General features: G+C 44.7%; 11 protein-coding genes. 10 read left to right on the top strand and 1 reads right to left on the bottom strand.

The window, feature by feature from the left end; all coding sequences use genetic code 11:
* The 3 genes from H6A28_RS10310 to H6A28_RS10300 all read left to right on the top strand — a co-directional run.
* On the top strand, positions 1-1,444 hold a 1,444-nt coding region (locus H6A28_RS10310), incomplete at its 5' end, for an AAA family ATPase (protein WP_204480162.1).
* A gap of 2 nt (positions 1,445-1,446) precedes the next feature.
* Complete coding sequence (locus tag H6A28_RS10305; protein ID WP_204480160.1) at positions 1,447-4,626, top strand: type I restriction endonuclease subunit R; 3,180 nt, start codon at positions 1,447-1,449, stop codon at positions 4,624-4,626.
* 81 nt (positions 4,627-4,707) lie between these two features.
* Positions 4,708-6,078, top strand: a complete 1,371-nt coding sequence (locus tag H6A28_RS10300; RefSeq protein ID WP_204480158.1) for an MATE family efflux transporter — start codon at positions 4,708-4,710, stop codon at positions 6,076-6,078.
* Between the two features lie 59 nt (positions 6,079-6,137).
* On the opposite strand, the gene guaA is transcribed toward H6A28_RS10300, so the two are convergent.
* The gene (gene guaA, locus H6A28_RS10295) at positions 6,138-7,691 is read right to left on the bottom strand and encodes a glutamine-hydrolyzing GMP synthase (protein ID WP_204475373.1); all 1,554 of its coding nucleotides are present in this window, start codon (positions 7,689-7,691) and stop codon (positions 6,138-6,140) included.
* Between the two features lie 185 nt (positions 7,692-7,876).
* Here guaA and ruvX point away from each other — a divergent pair, with 185 nt between their 5' ends.
* The 7 genes from ruvX (at position 7,877) to rplT (ending at position 14,307) form a co-directional block, all read left to right on the top strand.
* The gene (gene ruvX / locus H6A28_RS10290) at positions 7,877-8,293 is read left to right on the top strand and encodes a Holliday junction resolvase RuvX (protein ID WP_072542918.1); all 417 of its coding nucleotides are present in this window, start codon (positions 7,877-7,879) and stop codon (positions 8,291-8,293) included.
* Between the two features lie 19 nt (positions 8,294-8,312).
* On the top strand, positions 8,313-8,867 hold the full coding sequence (def, locus tag H6A28_RS10285; protein ID WP_204475374.1) for a peptide deformylase: 555 nt from the start codon (positions 8,313-8,315) through the stop codon (positions 8,865-8,867).
* Positions 8,864-10,867, top strand: a complete 2,004-nt coding sequence (locus tag H6A28_RS10280; RefSeq protein ID WP_204475375.1) for a tetratricopeptide repeat protein — start codon at positions 8,864-8,866, stop codon at positions 10,865-10,867. The genes def and H6A28_RS10280 overlap by 4 nt, the downstream gene beginning before the upstream one ends.
* 74 nt (positions 10,868-10,941) lie before the next feature.
* Complete coding sequence (gene thrS, locus H6A28_RS10275) at positions 10,942-12,882, top strand: threonine--tRNA ligase (RefSeq protein ID WP_204475376.1); 1,941 nt, start codon at positions 10,942-10,944, stop codon at positions 12,880-12,882.
* A 103-nt stretch (positions 12,883-12,985) separates the two neighbouring features.
* Positions 12,986-13,582, top strand: coding sequence for a translation initiation factor IF-3 (gene infC, locus H6A28_RS10270; protein WP_204475377.1), 597 nt, complete (start codon positions 12,986-12,988; stop codon positions 13,580-13,582).
* Between the two features lie 69 nt (positions 13,583-13,651).
* Positions 13,652-13,849, top strand: coding sequence for a 50S ribosomal protein L35 (gene rpmI, locus H6A28_RS10265; RefSeq protein ID WP_204475378.1), 198 nt, complete (start codon positions 13,652-13,654; stop codon positions 13,847-13,849).
* 107 nt (positions 13,850-13,956) lie between these two features.
* Entirely contained in the window at positions 13,957-14,307 is a 351-nt protein-coding gene (gene rplT / locus H6A28_RS10260) for a 50S ribosomal protein L20 (RefSeq protein WP_072542913.1), read from the top strand.
* The last annotated feature ends 313 nt before the right edge of the window (positions 14,308-14,620 follow it).

Here is a 14,620-nt window from a genome sequence, read left to right as displayed (position 1 = left end):
TAATGAACCTTATAACATCAAATTGGATTATGCAATAAAGAGTAAGTTCAATGGTTATCTTAATAATCAGATAGAAGTTATCTCAGATTTACCTACATTAGTTAATTGGTTCTTGGATGTATTACTTGATATGAAATTAAAAGAGGAAACACGATTGTTTCAAGATGGAAATAAAGTCCTTCCAATAACAATTCCTTCTGCAGAACAAAAATGTGTATGGGATAATCTTAATAAAATTGTATCAAGTGCATTATCTTCGAAACATTATAAAGGAATAGTAAGATTAGGCATAGGTAGAAGAAATAGTGGTGCAACTAGAATTGCTATTATGAATGATATACCACAAGAAACTTCAGTATGCATATGTCCCTCGATATTCAATTTATCAGCAGGTGAATTATCGTTAATTTCCATATTTGGTGAGATTTTACACCAAGCAGATAATAATTATAATAACATACAATTAAATAATATAAATGGGATAGTTTTAATAGATGAAGTTGATAAACACCTTCATATTACATTACAAAAAGAAATTTTGCCAAAGTTATTTGGACTATTCCCTAATATACAATTTATAGTTAGTTCCCACTCTCCATTCTTAAATATGGGACTTGCTGATACTATGGTAGAACGTTCCCAAATAATAGATTTGGATAATAATGGTATTACTTGTTCTCCAACCAGTAACGACCTATATAAAGAAGTTTATGATATGATGATTGGTGAGAATAATCAATTTGCCAAGAAATACTACCAATTAGAAAATACTCTTAAGGAAATAAAGAAACCTTTAGTAATAACTGAAGGCAAAACTGATATAAAATTTATTCAGAAAGCAAAGGAAGTTTTAAACTTAAACGATATAGATTTTGAGATTATAGCTCCTGATCAACAGCCAGATGGAGATTCGAACTTACAGAAGATGCTGGAACAATTGTGCAAAATAAAAAGGCCATTTCCTATTATTGGAATATTTGATAGAGATATTGAGGGTACTGTTAAAAAAATTGATATAGGAGATGATAAATATAAGAATTACGGTAATAGAGTTTATGCTTTTTGTATACCCATACCTAAGATTAGAGAAGGTAATGGACAAACAAAAATTTCAATAGAATATTTATTTTCGGATGAAGAGATTAAATCTCCTGTTGATAAAATTGGGCATAGGTTATTTTTAGGTACGGAATTCACAAGGCATTCAATGGTACATAATGAATATAATAATCTTACATTGAGTAAACCTGATGGAAAAGGTATAGATAAAATATTAGAAAACAATGGAGGGCAAGCTGTATATGATGAAAATGATAATAACATATTAGCAAAGAAGGACGATTTTGCAAATGCAGTTATAAGCGGAAATATCAAAATAAGTGTTGAAAGTTGGGAAAACTTTCGTCCAATTCTTGAAAAAATTAAGAAATTATCAGATATATAATTATGTCACACTTCAATGAACATACCCTTGAACTCTCCATCATGGAGTTATTCCAGCAGGAAGACTACATCTATACCAGCGGAGAAGAAATTCATAAAGAAGCAGATGAAGTATTGCTGCGCGATGATATGCGTACGTATCTTCGTAATCGCTATCGAGAGGCTGGTATCACTCCTCTTGAAATAGAAAGTGTATTGGCAAGGCTGACGGCCAGTGCTGGGTGGTCTTTGTATGACAATAATGCACAAATCTATCGGCTGATGACCGAAGGGTTTTCGTTGAAGCGTGAAGATGCTGCCTTGCCCGATTTGTTTATCGAGCCGATAGACTTTAGTGAGGAAGGAAGAGACAATAATCTGTTCCGTGTAGTCAATCAGTTGGAAATAAAAGGAACTGAGAAGCGTATCCCTGACGGTATTGTGTATGTGAATGGTTTGCCGGTAGTAGTGCTGGAATTTAAAAGTGCAGTGAAAGAAGATACTACTATTATGGATGCCTATACCCAGCTCACCGTGCGTTATCGTCGTGATATACCTGAACTGTTCAAATACAATGCGTTCGTGGTAATCAGTGATGGGGTAAACAATAAGTATGGGTCTTTGTTTTCACCTTATGACTTCTTTTATACCTGGCGAAAGGTGGAGGCAAACGACAAGGCAACCGATGGCATCAACTCTTTGCTGACAATGGTCAAAGGGTTGTTTCGTAAGGAAAGGTTATTGAGTGTAATCAAGGATTTTGTGTTCTTCCCCGATTCGTCGAAGAATGAGAAAAAGGTGGTTTGCCGTTATCCTCAGTTTTTTGCCACTCACAAGTTGTTTGAGAATATTCGCTTACATTCCAAACTTCGGGAAGGAGGTGATGGGAAAGGAGGTACCTACTTTGGGGCTACCGGATGTGGAAAGAGCATTACCATGCTGTTTCTTAGTAGGATGCTGATGCGTAGCCGGGAGTTTGCCAGTCCTACAATTGTCCTGATAACCGACCGTACAGACTTGGACGACCAGCTTTCCAAGTTGTTTGGTACTGCTAAAAACTTTATTGGTGATGAATGTGTGATAGAGGTGGAGAGCAGGGACAAGCTGCGTGAGTATCTGACCGGACGGACAAGTGGCGGTGTGTTTCTTACTACCATCCATAAGTTTACGGAAGATACACGTCTCTTGTCGAAAAGGGCAAATATTATTTGTATCTCCGACGAGGCCCATCGTTCGCAGACCAATTTGTCTATGCAAGTGAAGCAGACCGAAAAGGGAGTAAGGCGTAATTATGGTTTTGCTAAATACTTGCATGATTCATTGCCTAATGCCACGTATGTGGGTTTTACAGGAACTCCGATTGATGCAACGATAGAGGTGTTTGGCGAAGTGGTGGATACCTATACCATGACCGAATCGGTCACTGATGGTATTACCCGCCGTATTGTGTATGAGGGACGTGCGGCCAAAGTGTTGCTCGATAATAAGAAGCTGCAAGAGATAGAGAAATATTATGCGCAGTGTGCAGAAGAAGGGGCCAATGAGTATCAGATAGAAGAAAGTAAGAAAGCGGTGACCAAGATGGAGCGTATCTTGGGTGATTCTGATCGTTTGCAGGCGGTGGCCGAAGATTTCATTGCGCATTATGAGAAGCGAGTGGAAGAGGGAAGTACGGTAGAAGGTAAGGCTATGTTTGTGTGCTCTAACCGTACGATAGCTTTTTCCTTGTATAAGAAAATTGCGCTTCTACGGCCTGAATGGGTGAAGAAACCTGGCGAAGAGAAGCTGGGAATGGATGAACTGCAGGCTGCTGACATGTATGTGCTTTATGGCAATCAAGGGCTTCCTATTGAAAAGATGAAGCTAATCATGACCCGAAGCAAGGATGATGAGCCGGAGCTTTATTCACTGTTGGGAACGGACGATGACCGTCGGGCTTGGGCAGAAGAATATAAAAAGCCTAAATCGAACTTTAAAATAGCCATTGTGGTAGATATGTGGACGACGGGCTTTGATGTAGACTGCCTGGATACGATGTACATTGACAAACCTTTGCAGCAACATACGCTGGTGCAGACTATTTCGCGTGTGAACAGGGTGTATCCGGGAAAGGAAAAAGGTTTGGTGGTGGACTATATCGGTATTAAAAGTAATATGAATGTAGCCTTGAAACGCTACGCACAAGGGGATGATAATTCGGATTCGGTGGAAAACATTGGGCAGTCTGTGGCAATGGTGAAAGATGAGCTGGATATTATCCGGCGGTTATTCGGGAGTTTTGACTATTCTGTGTTTTCTACGGGGACACCGCTGGAACAATTGGACTGCCTGAATAAGGGGGCTGAATTAATGCAGCGCACCAAGGAGCAGGAAAACTTATTCATGGGTCATGCCAGGAAACTGAAATCGGCATTCAATCTGTGTAGCAACAGTGAGGAGATAAGCTATGCCGAGCGTGAGGAAATACACTATTTTTGTGGGGTACGGTCTATTATCTATAAGCTGACAACTGGAGATACGCCGGATATTTCTCAAATGAACAGGCGGGTTGGTGAGATGATAGAAGAAGCGATACAGTCGGAAGGTGTGGAAGAAATCATTCTGATAGGCAATGACAAGGAGAACCTGGACGTGTTAAGTGAAGAATACATGGAACGATTGGGTAAACTGAAGCTGCCTAACACGAAAGTGAAGCTGATGGAACGCCTCTTGAAAACTGTCATTACAGAGTTTAAGAAAGTGAACAAGGCTAAAGGAGTGGATTTTTCCAAACGCCTGAATGCTTTGGTTGAAAAGTATAATGAACGTAGGGATAGTGCGATTTTTGCAGATGAGGTATTAACAGAAGTGGCTAACCAGATGGCTGATTTATTGAAGGAACTGAACAAAGAAAAGAGGTCTTTTCAAGATTTGGGTATCAGTTACGAGGAAAAAGCTTTTTATGATATTCTTAAATCCATTGCAAAACAATTTGGTTTTGAGTATCCCGAAGATAAATTGTTAAAGCTGGCTGCGGAGATAAAGAAGATTGTGGCTGATAAATCAAAATATACGGACTGGTCTACTCGTGATGATATAAAGGCGGAGCTGAAAATGGACTTGATTCTGATATTAGCAGAATATGGTTATCCTCCTGTCACGAATGACGAAGTGTTTAAAGAGATTTTAGAGCAAGCGGAGAATTTCAAGAAATATAATGGATAAAATAGATACATATCTGCTGCTGCTTCCATCTTTCCCAAATTTGCAGTAACTTTGCGCGCATTTTTGAAGAAGGTAAAAAAGATGGATCAAAGCGTGGATAAGAAACGGACCCGTAGCAACGAAATCGACATGCTCAACGGGCCGTTGTTCAAGAAAATCCTGGTGTTCGCCCTTCCGCTGGCAGCCAGCAGTTTGTTACAGGAACTTTTTAATTCGGTCGATGTGGCCGTGGTGGGGCACTTCGTGGGAAGTGAAGCTCTGGCAGCTGTGGGAAGTAACGCGCCCGTCATCGGGTTACTCATCAACCTGTTCATGGGTATCTCTATGGGAGCCTGTGCCATTATCTCCAATCACATCGGGCAGCGGGACGACCGGAGCATACGTCATGCCATCAATACGGTGGAACTGGTGGCCCTGCTGAGTGGAATTTTTCTGCTGTTGCTGGGACAGGTAGCTGCCAAACCGATTCTGACATGGATGGGAACTCCTCCGAATGTGTTGGATCAGGCCGTGACCTATCTGCGTATCTATTTCTTGGGCATGCCTTTCATCATGGCCTTCAACTTTGGGGCGGCGATTTTGCGAAGCATGGGCGATACCCGTCGTCCGCTGTATATTCTGGTCATTGCCGGGATAGTCAACACATTGCTGAATTTGCTGTTTGTGATTTGCTTCCACATGGGAGTGGCAGGTGTTGCCGTGGCCACAGGAATCTCAAATGCGGTGAGTGCGGCACTGATTATCCGGTTGCTATGTAAGGAAAAAGAACCTTTCCGGCTGCACTTCAGCAAGATGAAGATTTATTCCACGGAGCTGAACCGTATGTTGCGTATCGGTGTGCCGGCGGGTTTGCAGGGAATGATTTTCTCCATTTCCAATGTGGTGGTACAGTCGTCCATCAACAGTTACGGGGCCGATGCGATTGCCGGTTCGGCCGCAGCCGTCAATTTTGAATATTATTGTTATTTTCTGATTCAGGGATTCAACGGAGCTGCCATCAGCTTCATTGCGCAAAACTATGGGGCCGGAAGAATGGACCGTGTGCGTCGGGTATTTTGGATTTGCATGGGGGCGAGCGTGGCGTTCTGTGCGGCGTTCAACTGGCTCTTTGCCTGGCAGAGCGATTTCTTTTTGGGATTCTTTTCCGATGTACCTATGGTGCATCATTACGGAACTCTTCGTATGCACATTGTGCTGGCTTTGCAGTTCATCGCCAGTAGTTATGAGATTGCGGGTTCTTCCTTGCGAGGTATGGGCAAGTCGCTTACTCCGGCCTTGATGACCGTGTTCGGTACCTGCTTGCTCCGAATGGTATGGGTGTATGTGGTGCTGCCGATATGGGGAGGATACGATGTGTTGATGACCGTTTACCCTGTGTCGTGGGTAGTTACCGGCTTGATGGTACTGACAGCCTATTGGCTGACGATACGGAAAAAGGCGATGAAAGCATAAAAAAATAGCCTCGGCTTGAAAAAGCTGAGGCTATTTTTTATATCAAGAAGGAAATTGAATTATTCCCATTCGATGGTGGCTGGTGGTTTGGAAGAGATATCGTAGCAAACGCGGTTCACGCCTTTTACTTTGTTGATGATATCGTTGGAAACCTTTGCCAGGAATTCGTACGGCAGATGAGCCCAGTCGGCTGTCATGGCATCGGTACTGGTTACCGCACGCAAGGCTACTGCACGTTCGTAAGTACGTTCGTCACCCATTACTCCGACACTCTGTACCGGCAACAGGATAACTCCAGCCTGCCATACCTGATGGTACAGGGAAGTTTCGTTTCCGTTTTCATCTTTTACCTTCCAGTCGCGCAAGCCCTGAATGAAGATGTCGTCGGCATCTTGCAGGATGCGTACCTTCTCGCGGGTGATGTCACCCAAGATACGTACGGCCAAGCCCGGACCCGGGAACGGATGACGGGTAATCAGGTGTTCCGGCATACCCAGCTCGCGACCTACACGGCGAACTTCGTCCTTGAACAGGAGGCGAAGGGGTTCGCAAAGTTTCAAGTTCATCTTTTCGGGTAGACCGCCTACGTTGTGATGACTCTTGATGACGGTTCCGGTGATAGACAATGACTCGATGCAGTCGGGGTAGATGGTACCCTGTGCCAGCCATTTCACATCGTGAATCTTGTGAGCTTCTTCGTCGAATACGTCGATGAAACCTTTTCCGATGATTTTACGCTTGCGTTCCGGTTCGGTCACTCCGGCCAGTTCAGAGAAGAATTTCTCGCTGGCATCTACGCCGATGACGTTCAGTCCGAGGCATTCATAGTCATGCAACACGTTCTTGAACTCGTTCTTACGCAACATTCCGTGGTCAACGAAGATACAGGTCAGGTTCTTGCCGATAGCTTTGTTCAGCAATACGGCTGCCACTGAAGAGTCTACACCACCACTCAGTCCCAGTACCACTTTGTCGTTGCCCAGCTGTTGTTTCAGATGAGCTACTGTCGTCTCGATGAAAGAGGCTGCGCTCCAGTCCTGCTTTCCTCCGCAGATGTCTACCACGAAGTTCTTCAGCAGTTGGGTACCGTCTTCTGTGTGGAACACTTCCGGGTGGAATTGTACGCCCCAGAGTTTGTCGTTCTTTGCCTGATAAGCAGCAATGGCTACTTTGTCGGTAGAGGCGATCACTTCGAAATCGTCGGGAATGGCAGTGATGGTATCACCGTGGCTCATCCATACCTGAGAGTGCTCACGAATGCCTTTCAGCAGCGGACTTTCGTGGTTGAAAGTAGCCAGGTGGGCACGTCCGTATTCACGGGTGTTGGCTGGTTCTACCTTACCTCCGTAGGTGTAGGCCATGAACTGTGCACCGTAGCAGATACCTAAGATAGGATACTTTCCGCGGATGTGGGTTAAGTCTACTTTAAAAGCCTTCTCGTCGTACACGGAGAAAGGGCTTCCCGACAAGATTACGCCGATAACCGACGGGTCGTCGTGCGGAAACTTGTTGTAAGGAACAATTTCGCAATACATGTTCAGCTCGCGCACACGGCGGCCGATGAGCTGCGTGGTTTGTGAACCGAAGTCAAGGATAATGATTTTTTCCTGCATATTGTGTGATGTAAAATATGTATTCTATGCGTGCAAAGGTACGCATATTTTTCCTAAATCCGATGTGTGCCTCTGATTTTATTTGAAATAGCAGGTTTCAGCCTTGGAAGGCTGGGGGAGGTGGTATGTTTTTTTAAGTATTATATATAAAGAGGTAAGGAATAAATTTGTACTTTTGTCGGCGTATGAGCAGAATTTTGGCAATTGATTATGGCAGAAAGCGCACGGGAATCGCGGTGACCGACCCGATGCAGATTATTGCAAACGGACTGACTACGGTACCGACGCACGAATTGATGGACTACCTGCTGAAGTACGTGGCCCAGGAAAAGGTGGAACGTATCATTGTGGGGCATCCCAAGCAGCTGAATAACGAGGACTCGGAAAACATGAAGTATATCAAGCCTTTCCTTGCCCAGCTGAAGAAAAAACTGCCGGAGGTGCCGGTGGAACTGGTGGACGAACGGTTTACTTCTGTGCTGGCACATCAGGCCATGCTGGACGGGGGGCTGAAGAAGAAGGCCCGCCAGAACAAGGCGCTGGTGGATGAAATCAGTGCGACCATCATTTTGCAGTCGTACTTGGAATCAAGAAGAATGTAACTCAAAAACTGAATAAAATATGATTTTACCGATTTATGTGTATGGCCAGCCTGTATTGCGTCAGGAGGCCGAAGATATTACTCCGGATTATCCAGGCTTGAAAGAGCTGATTACAAATATGTTTGAAACAATGGAACGTGCAGACGGCGTAGGACTGGCTGCTCCGCAGGTGGGACTTCCCATCCGGGTGGTGGTAATCGACTTGGATGTGTTGTCGGACGACATGCCGGAGTTCAAGGATTTCAAACGTGCCTACATCAATCCGCATATCTTGGAAACGGGAGGCGAGATGGTATCCATGGAAGAGGGCTGCCTGAGCTTGCCGGGCATCCATGAAAGCGTGAAGCGTCCGGACAAGATTCATGTTACTTATCTCGACGAGAACATGCAGCCGCACGATGAGTGGGTGGAAGGTTATTTGGCCCGCGTGATGCAGCATGAATTTGATCACCTGGAAGGGACCATGTTCATCGACCATCTGTCGGCTTTGCGCAAGCAGATGATTCGCGGCAAACTGAACGGCATGGTGAATGGCAAGGCTCGTTGCTCTTATAAAGTGAAAACTGTCAAATGATCAGAAGATTCCTATACATATTATATATAGGTATGTTTTTCCCGATGGTCGCCTTGGGTCAGATTAATACCGACCGGGTGATGACCATCGGGAAAAATGCGCTTTATTTTGAGGATTATGTCCTCTCTATCCAGTACTTTAATCAGGTAATCGGAGTGAAGCCGTATCTGGCGGAGCCGTATTTCTATCGCGGTCTGGCCAAAATGAACCTGGACGATTATCAGGGGGCGGAAGCCGACTGCTCGGAAGCGCTGGAACGCAACCCATTCGTGGTCAATGCGTATCAGGTGCGGGGTATTTCGCGTATCCGTCAACAGAATTATCAAGGGGCTATTGAGGATTACCGGAAAGCCTTGGAAATGGATCCGGAAAACATCAGCTTGTGGCATAATCTGGCATTGTGCCGGATGCACGAGGAACAGTATGCGCAGGCCCGGGCCGACTTGGATACGCTGATTCGCATTTCTCCGCGTTATACGGATGCGTATCTGATGCGTACGGAAGTGTCCTTGAAACAGAAGGATACGTTGCAGGCAATGGCGGATGCTGACAAGGCCATCGAGATGGACCGGTATAATCCGGACACGTGGTCATCGAGAGGTATGCTGTTCTTGCAGCGGGAAAAGTACAAGGATGCGGAAGCAGACCTGACGGAGGCTATCCGTCTTTCGGTGCGCAATGCGGGTGTGTACATCAATCGTGCGCTGGCTCGTTATCACCAGAACAATCTGCGCGGAGCTATGTCCGACTATGACCTGGCATTGGATGTGGACCGGAACAACTTTATCGGACACTATAACCGAGGATTGTTGCGTGCGCAGGTGGGCGATGACAACCGTGCCATCGAGGACTTTGACTTTGTGCTCAAGATGGAACCTGACAACCTGATGGCCCGATTCAATCGAGGATTGTTGCGTGACCGTACGGGAGATTATCCGGGTGCCATCGAGGACTATTCGGCCGTGCTGAAAGAGTATCCGAACTTTTTGGCCGGTTATCAGTATCGTGCACAGGCCAGACGGAAAGTGGGTGACCTGAAGGGGGCGGATGCCGATGAGTTCAAGGTGCTGAAAGCGCAGATTGAATCGCAGAATGGAAAGAAGAAACAGACGGCTTCGACAGATAAGACCCGAAAGAAATCGGACAAGAATGTGGAGAACTACCGCAAGATTGTAGTGGCCGACAACGAGTCGGAAGAAGACCGTTACAAGACAGATTACCGAGGCCGTGTACAGGACAAGAATGTGACCATCTTGCCGCAGCCGATGTTTGCACTAAGCTATTACGAACGTCCGGAAGAGGTGAAACGGCAGGTCAACTATTATAAAGGTATTGACGACTTGAATGCTCGTGGAGCTCTTCCTCATCGTTTGCTGATTACGAACAACGAGGCTTCGCTCTCGGAAGAGCAAGTGAAGCAGCATTTCGCATCCATCGATGAACAGACGGCTGCCATTGTGAAGGAACCAAACAATGTGTTGCATTACTATGCGCGTGCGCTTGATTTCTATCTGGTACAGGATTTTGACAATGCATTGAAGGACTTGGACGATGCCATCCGTTGTGATTCTACTTTCTACCCGGCTTATTTCAGCCGTGCGCTGATTTATTACAAGCAATTGGAATACCGCAAGCGTGACCGGAAGTACGAGTTGGAAACGGTGGACAATAAGGATTTGCAGGTGCGTTCGTATGATTATAATAAGGTGCGTGAAGATTTGGACCGCGTGATTGAACTGGCTCCTGATTTCGTGTATGCGTATTATAACAGAGCAAATATTCTGGCGGTAATGAAAGACTATCGGGCTGCTTTGGTAGACTATAACAAGGCTATTGAACTAGACCCTCGTTTTTCGGATGCGTATTTCAACCGTGGATTGACGAATATCTTCTTGGGTAATAATCGCCAGGGTATTCAAGACTTGAGTAAGGCGGGTGAGTTGGGAATTTTCTCAGCCTACAACATTATCAAGCGATTTACTGCGGTGGAGGAGAAATAAATGAATGCAATTTTCTTCTTTAATTAAAAAGTTTATATTTTTGCGTCTCAATAACAGATAAACACATAAAGACTATGGTTAAGATAACTTTTCCTGATGGCTCTGTTCGTGAGTACAACGAAGGAGTTACGGGTCTGCAGATTGCAGAAAGCATCAGTTCCCGTCTGGCACAGGATGTGCTGGCATGTGGCGTAAACGGCGAAACTGTAGATTTGAATCGCCCTATCAACGAAGATGCAAACTTCGTTCTTTATAAATGGGATGACGAAGAAGGTAAGCATGCCTTCTGGCACACCAGTGCACACTTGCTGGCTGAAGCGCTGCAGGAATTGTATCCGGGCATTCAGTTCGGTATCGGTCCGGCCATCGAAAACGGATTCTATTATGACGTAGATCCGGGTGAGGCTGTCATCAAGGAAGGCGACCTGCCTGCCATCGAAAAGAAAATGGCTGAACTGGCTGCCAAGAAAGAAACATTGGTTCGCCAGAACATCTCTAAGGCTGATGCCTTGAAAATGTTTGGTGAAAGAGGAGAAACTTACAAGTGTGAACTGATTTCTGAATTGGAAGATGGTCACATCACGACTTATACACAGGGTGCGTTTACGGATTTGTGCCGTGGTCCGCACTTGCTTTCTACAGCTCCTATCAAGGCTATCAAATTGTTGTCTGTAGCCGGTGCCTACTGGAGAGGTCAGGAAGACCGTAAGCAGATGACTCGTATCTATGGTATTACTTTCCCGAAGAAGAAAATGCTGGATGAATATCTGGTAATGCTGGAAGAAGCCAAGAAACGTGACCACCGTAAGATTGGTAAGGAAATGGATTTGTTCATGTTCTCTGATACAGTAGGTAAGGGACTTCCGATGTGGTTGCCGAAGGGTACTGCACTGCGTATCCGTCTGCAGGATTTCTTGCGTCGTATCCAGTCACGTTACGACTATCAGGAAGTAATGTGTCCGCCGATTGGTAACAAACTGTTGTATGTCACTTCCGGACACTATGCAAAATATGGTAAGGATTCTTTCCAGCCTATCCACACTCCGGAAGAAGGGGAAGAGTACTTCCTGAAACCGATGAACTGTCCTCACCATTGTATGATTTACAAGAACTCTCCGCGTTCTTATCGTGACCTGCCGTTGCGTATTGCAGAATTTGGTACGGTTTGCCGTTACGAACAGAGTGGTGAGCTGCACGGATTGACTCGTGTACGTAGTTTTACACAGGATGATGCGCACATCTTCTGCCGTCCGGATCAGGTGAAGGATGAATTCCTCCGCGTAATGGACATTATCTCTATCGTGTTTACTTCTATGGGATTGGAAAACTTTGAAGCACAGATTTCTCTGCGTGACAAAGTGAACCGTGAAAAGTATATCGGTAGCGATGAAAACTGGGAAAAGGCTGAACGTGCCATCGTAGAAGCTTGCGAAGAAAAAGGATTGAAGGCAAAAGTAGAATACGGTGAAGCTGCATTCTACGGCCCGAAGCTGGACTTCATGGTGAAGGATGCCATCGGCCGTCGCTGGCAGTTGGGTACGATCCAGGTAGACTACAACTTGCCGGAACGTTTCCAGCTGGAATACATGGGTTCTGATAACCAGAAACATCGTCCGGTGATGATTCACCGTGCACCGTTCGGCTCTATGGAACGTTTCGTAGCCGTATTGATTGAACATACTGCCGGTAAGTTCCCGTTGTGGCTGACTCCGGACCAGGTAGCTATCCTGCCTATCTCTGAAAAATTCAATGACTATGCCGACAAGGTTCGTCAGGATTTGAAGAAATATGATATCCGTGCCATCGTGGACGACCGCAACGAAAAGATTGGACGTAAGATTCGTGACAATGAATTGAAACGTATCCCTTACATGCTGGTTGTAGGTGAAAAAGAAGCCGAAAACGGAGAAGTTGCAGTGCGTAAGCAGGGTGAAGGAGACAAAGGAACCATGAAAATCGAAGATTTTGCAAAAAATATTGCAGAAGAAGTTCATAATATGATAAATAAATGGTAAATTTGCAGCCGTTTGCAACTCCTTACAAAAGTGGGGAGTTGCAAACGGATTTTTCAATATTAATTTATAATTCAAAAAACAAACAAGGAAGACACTATTTTTAATGAAAAATGACACGTTAAAAGGGCAACATCGAATCAATGAACAGATTCGTGCCAAAGAAGTACGTATTGTGGGAGATAACATTGAATCGGCTGTATATCCGATTGCGCAAGCGCTGAAACTTGCGGAACAACATGAAGCCGACTTGGTTGAGATTTCACCTAATGCCGTTCCTCCAGTTTGTAGAATTATAGATTATTCTAAGTTCCTTTACCAGTTGAAAAAACGTGCAAAGGAACAGAAAGCAAAACAGGTGAAGGTGAACGTGAAGGAAATCCGTTTCGGACCTCAGACCGATGAACATGATTATAACTTCAAACTGAAACATGCCATCGGCTTCTTGCAGGATGGAGACAAGGTGAAGGCATACGTGTTCTTTAAAGGACGTTCCATTCTGTTCAAGGAACAAGGCGAGGTGCTGTTGCTCCGTTTTGCCAACGACTTGGAAGACTATGCAAAAGTAGAGCAGATGCCGTTGCTCGAAGGAAAGAGAATGACGATATCGTTGTCTCCGAAAAAGCCGGGAGCTCCAAAGAAAGCAGCCAAACCTGAAGCTGCTAAACCTGAGGCTGCCAAACCGGTTGAACCGAAAGAATGAAAAAAAGTGCGTAACGCGCCGGTATAGTGCGTTGCCACGTTGAATAATAATAATTAAAAATTTAACAAGATGCCAAAGATCAAGACTAACTCCGGTTCTAAAAAAAGATTCACTCTTACCGGAACAGGTAAAATCAAAAGAAAGCACGCTTTTCACAGTCACATTTTGACTAAGAAGACTAAAAAGCAGAAAAGAAACCTTTGCCACATGGGCTTAGTAGACAATGCTAACTTGAACCAAGTAAAGGAACTTTTGTGCATGCGTTAATCTTTACGAGAGCGTACACGTATCATTTAAATTATTAACCGAATGCATTAGCCTCAAGTCCGGTTGTGAAATATCGGCGCTATCATTCAAAAAAGAATTAAAAAACTATGCCAAGATCAGTAAATCACGTTGCTTCAAGAGCAAAAAGAAAGAAAATTTTAGGTTTAACCAGAGGTTACTTTGGTGCAAGAAAGAACGTTTGGACCGTTGCTAAGAATACTTGGGAAAAAGGTCTGACTTATGCATACCGCGACCGTAAGAACAAAAAACGCAACTTCCGTGCATTGTGGATTCAGCGTATCAACGCAGCTGCTCGTCTGGAAGGTATGTCTTACTCTAAGTTGATGGGTGCATTGCACAAAGCAGGTATTGAAATCAACCGTAAGGTTTTGGCTGACTTAGCTATGAACCACCCGGAAGCTTTCAAGGCTGTAGTTGCTAAGGCTAAAGCTGCTTGATGCTTCCCCGGAAACGGAGACAACGTATAAAGGATGCCACATAAAATGGCATCCTTTTTTTATGCATTCTTTTTGTAGATTCAAATTATTGTCGTATATTTGTCATACAAAATTGAAGCCGTACTTGCAGAATCGGGAAACTCATCAAATTATAAGAAATACCGAGACACGCGTCTTCTTCCAATGGCGGGCCACGCCTTCGGGTAGCATTTATGCCGGTGGATTACAAAGGAAGGGGGGCACTCAAAACCTGTCATTCGGAGTTTCGTCACGCCTCGGGTACGGCTTCTTCTTTTTTTAAAGCGAGGAATCT

The sequence above is a fragment of the Bacteroides mediterraneensis genome (genome assembly GCF_016900355.1).
Taxonomy (GTDB): domain Bacteria; phylum Bacteroidota; class Bacteroidia; order Bacteroidales; family Bacteroidaceae; genus Phocaeicola.
Note: the sequence above shows the minus strand (reverse complement) of the source record. Positions and strands in the feature narration are given on the sequence as shown.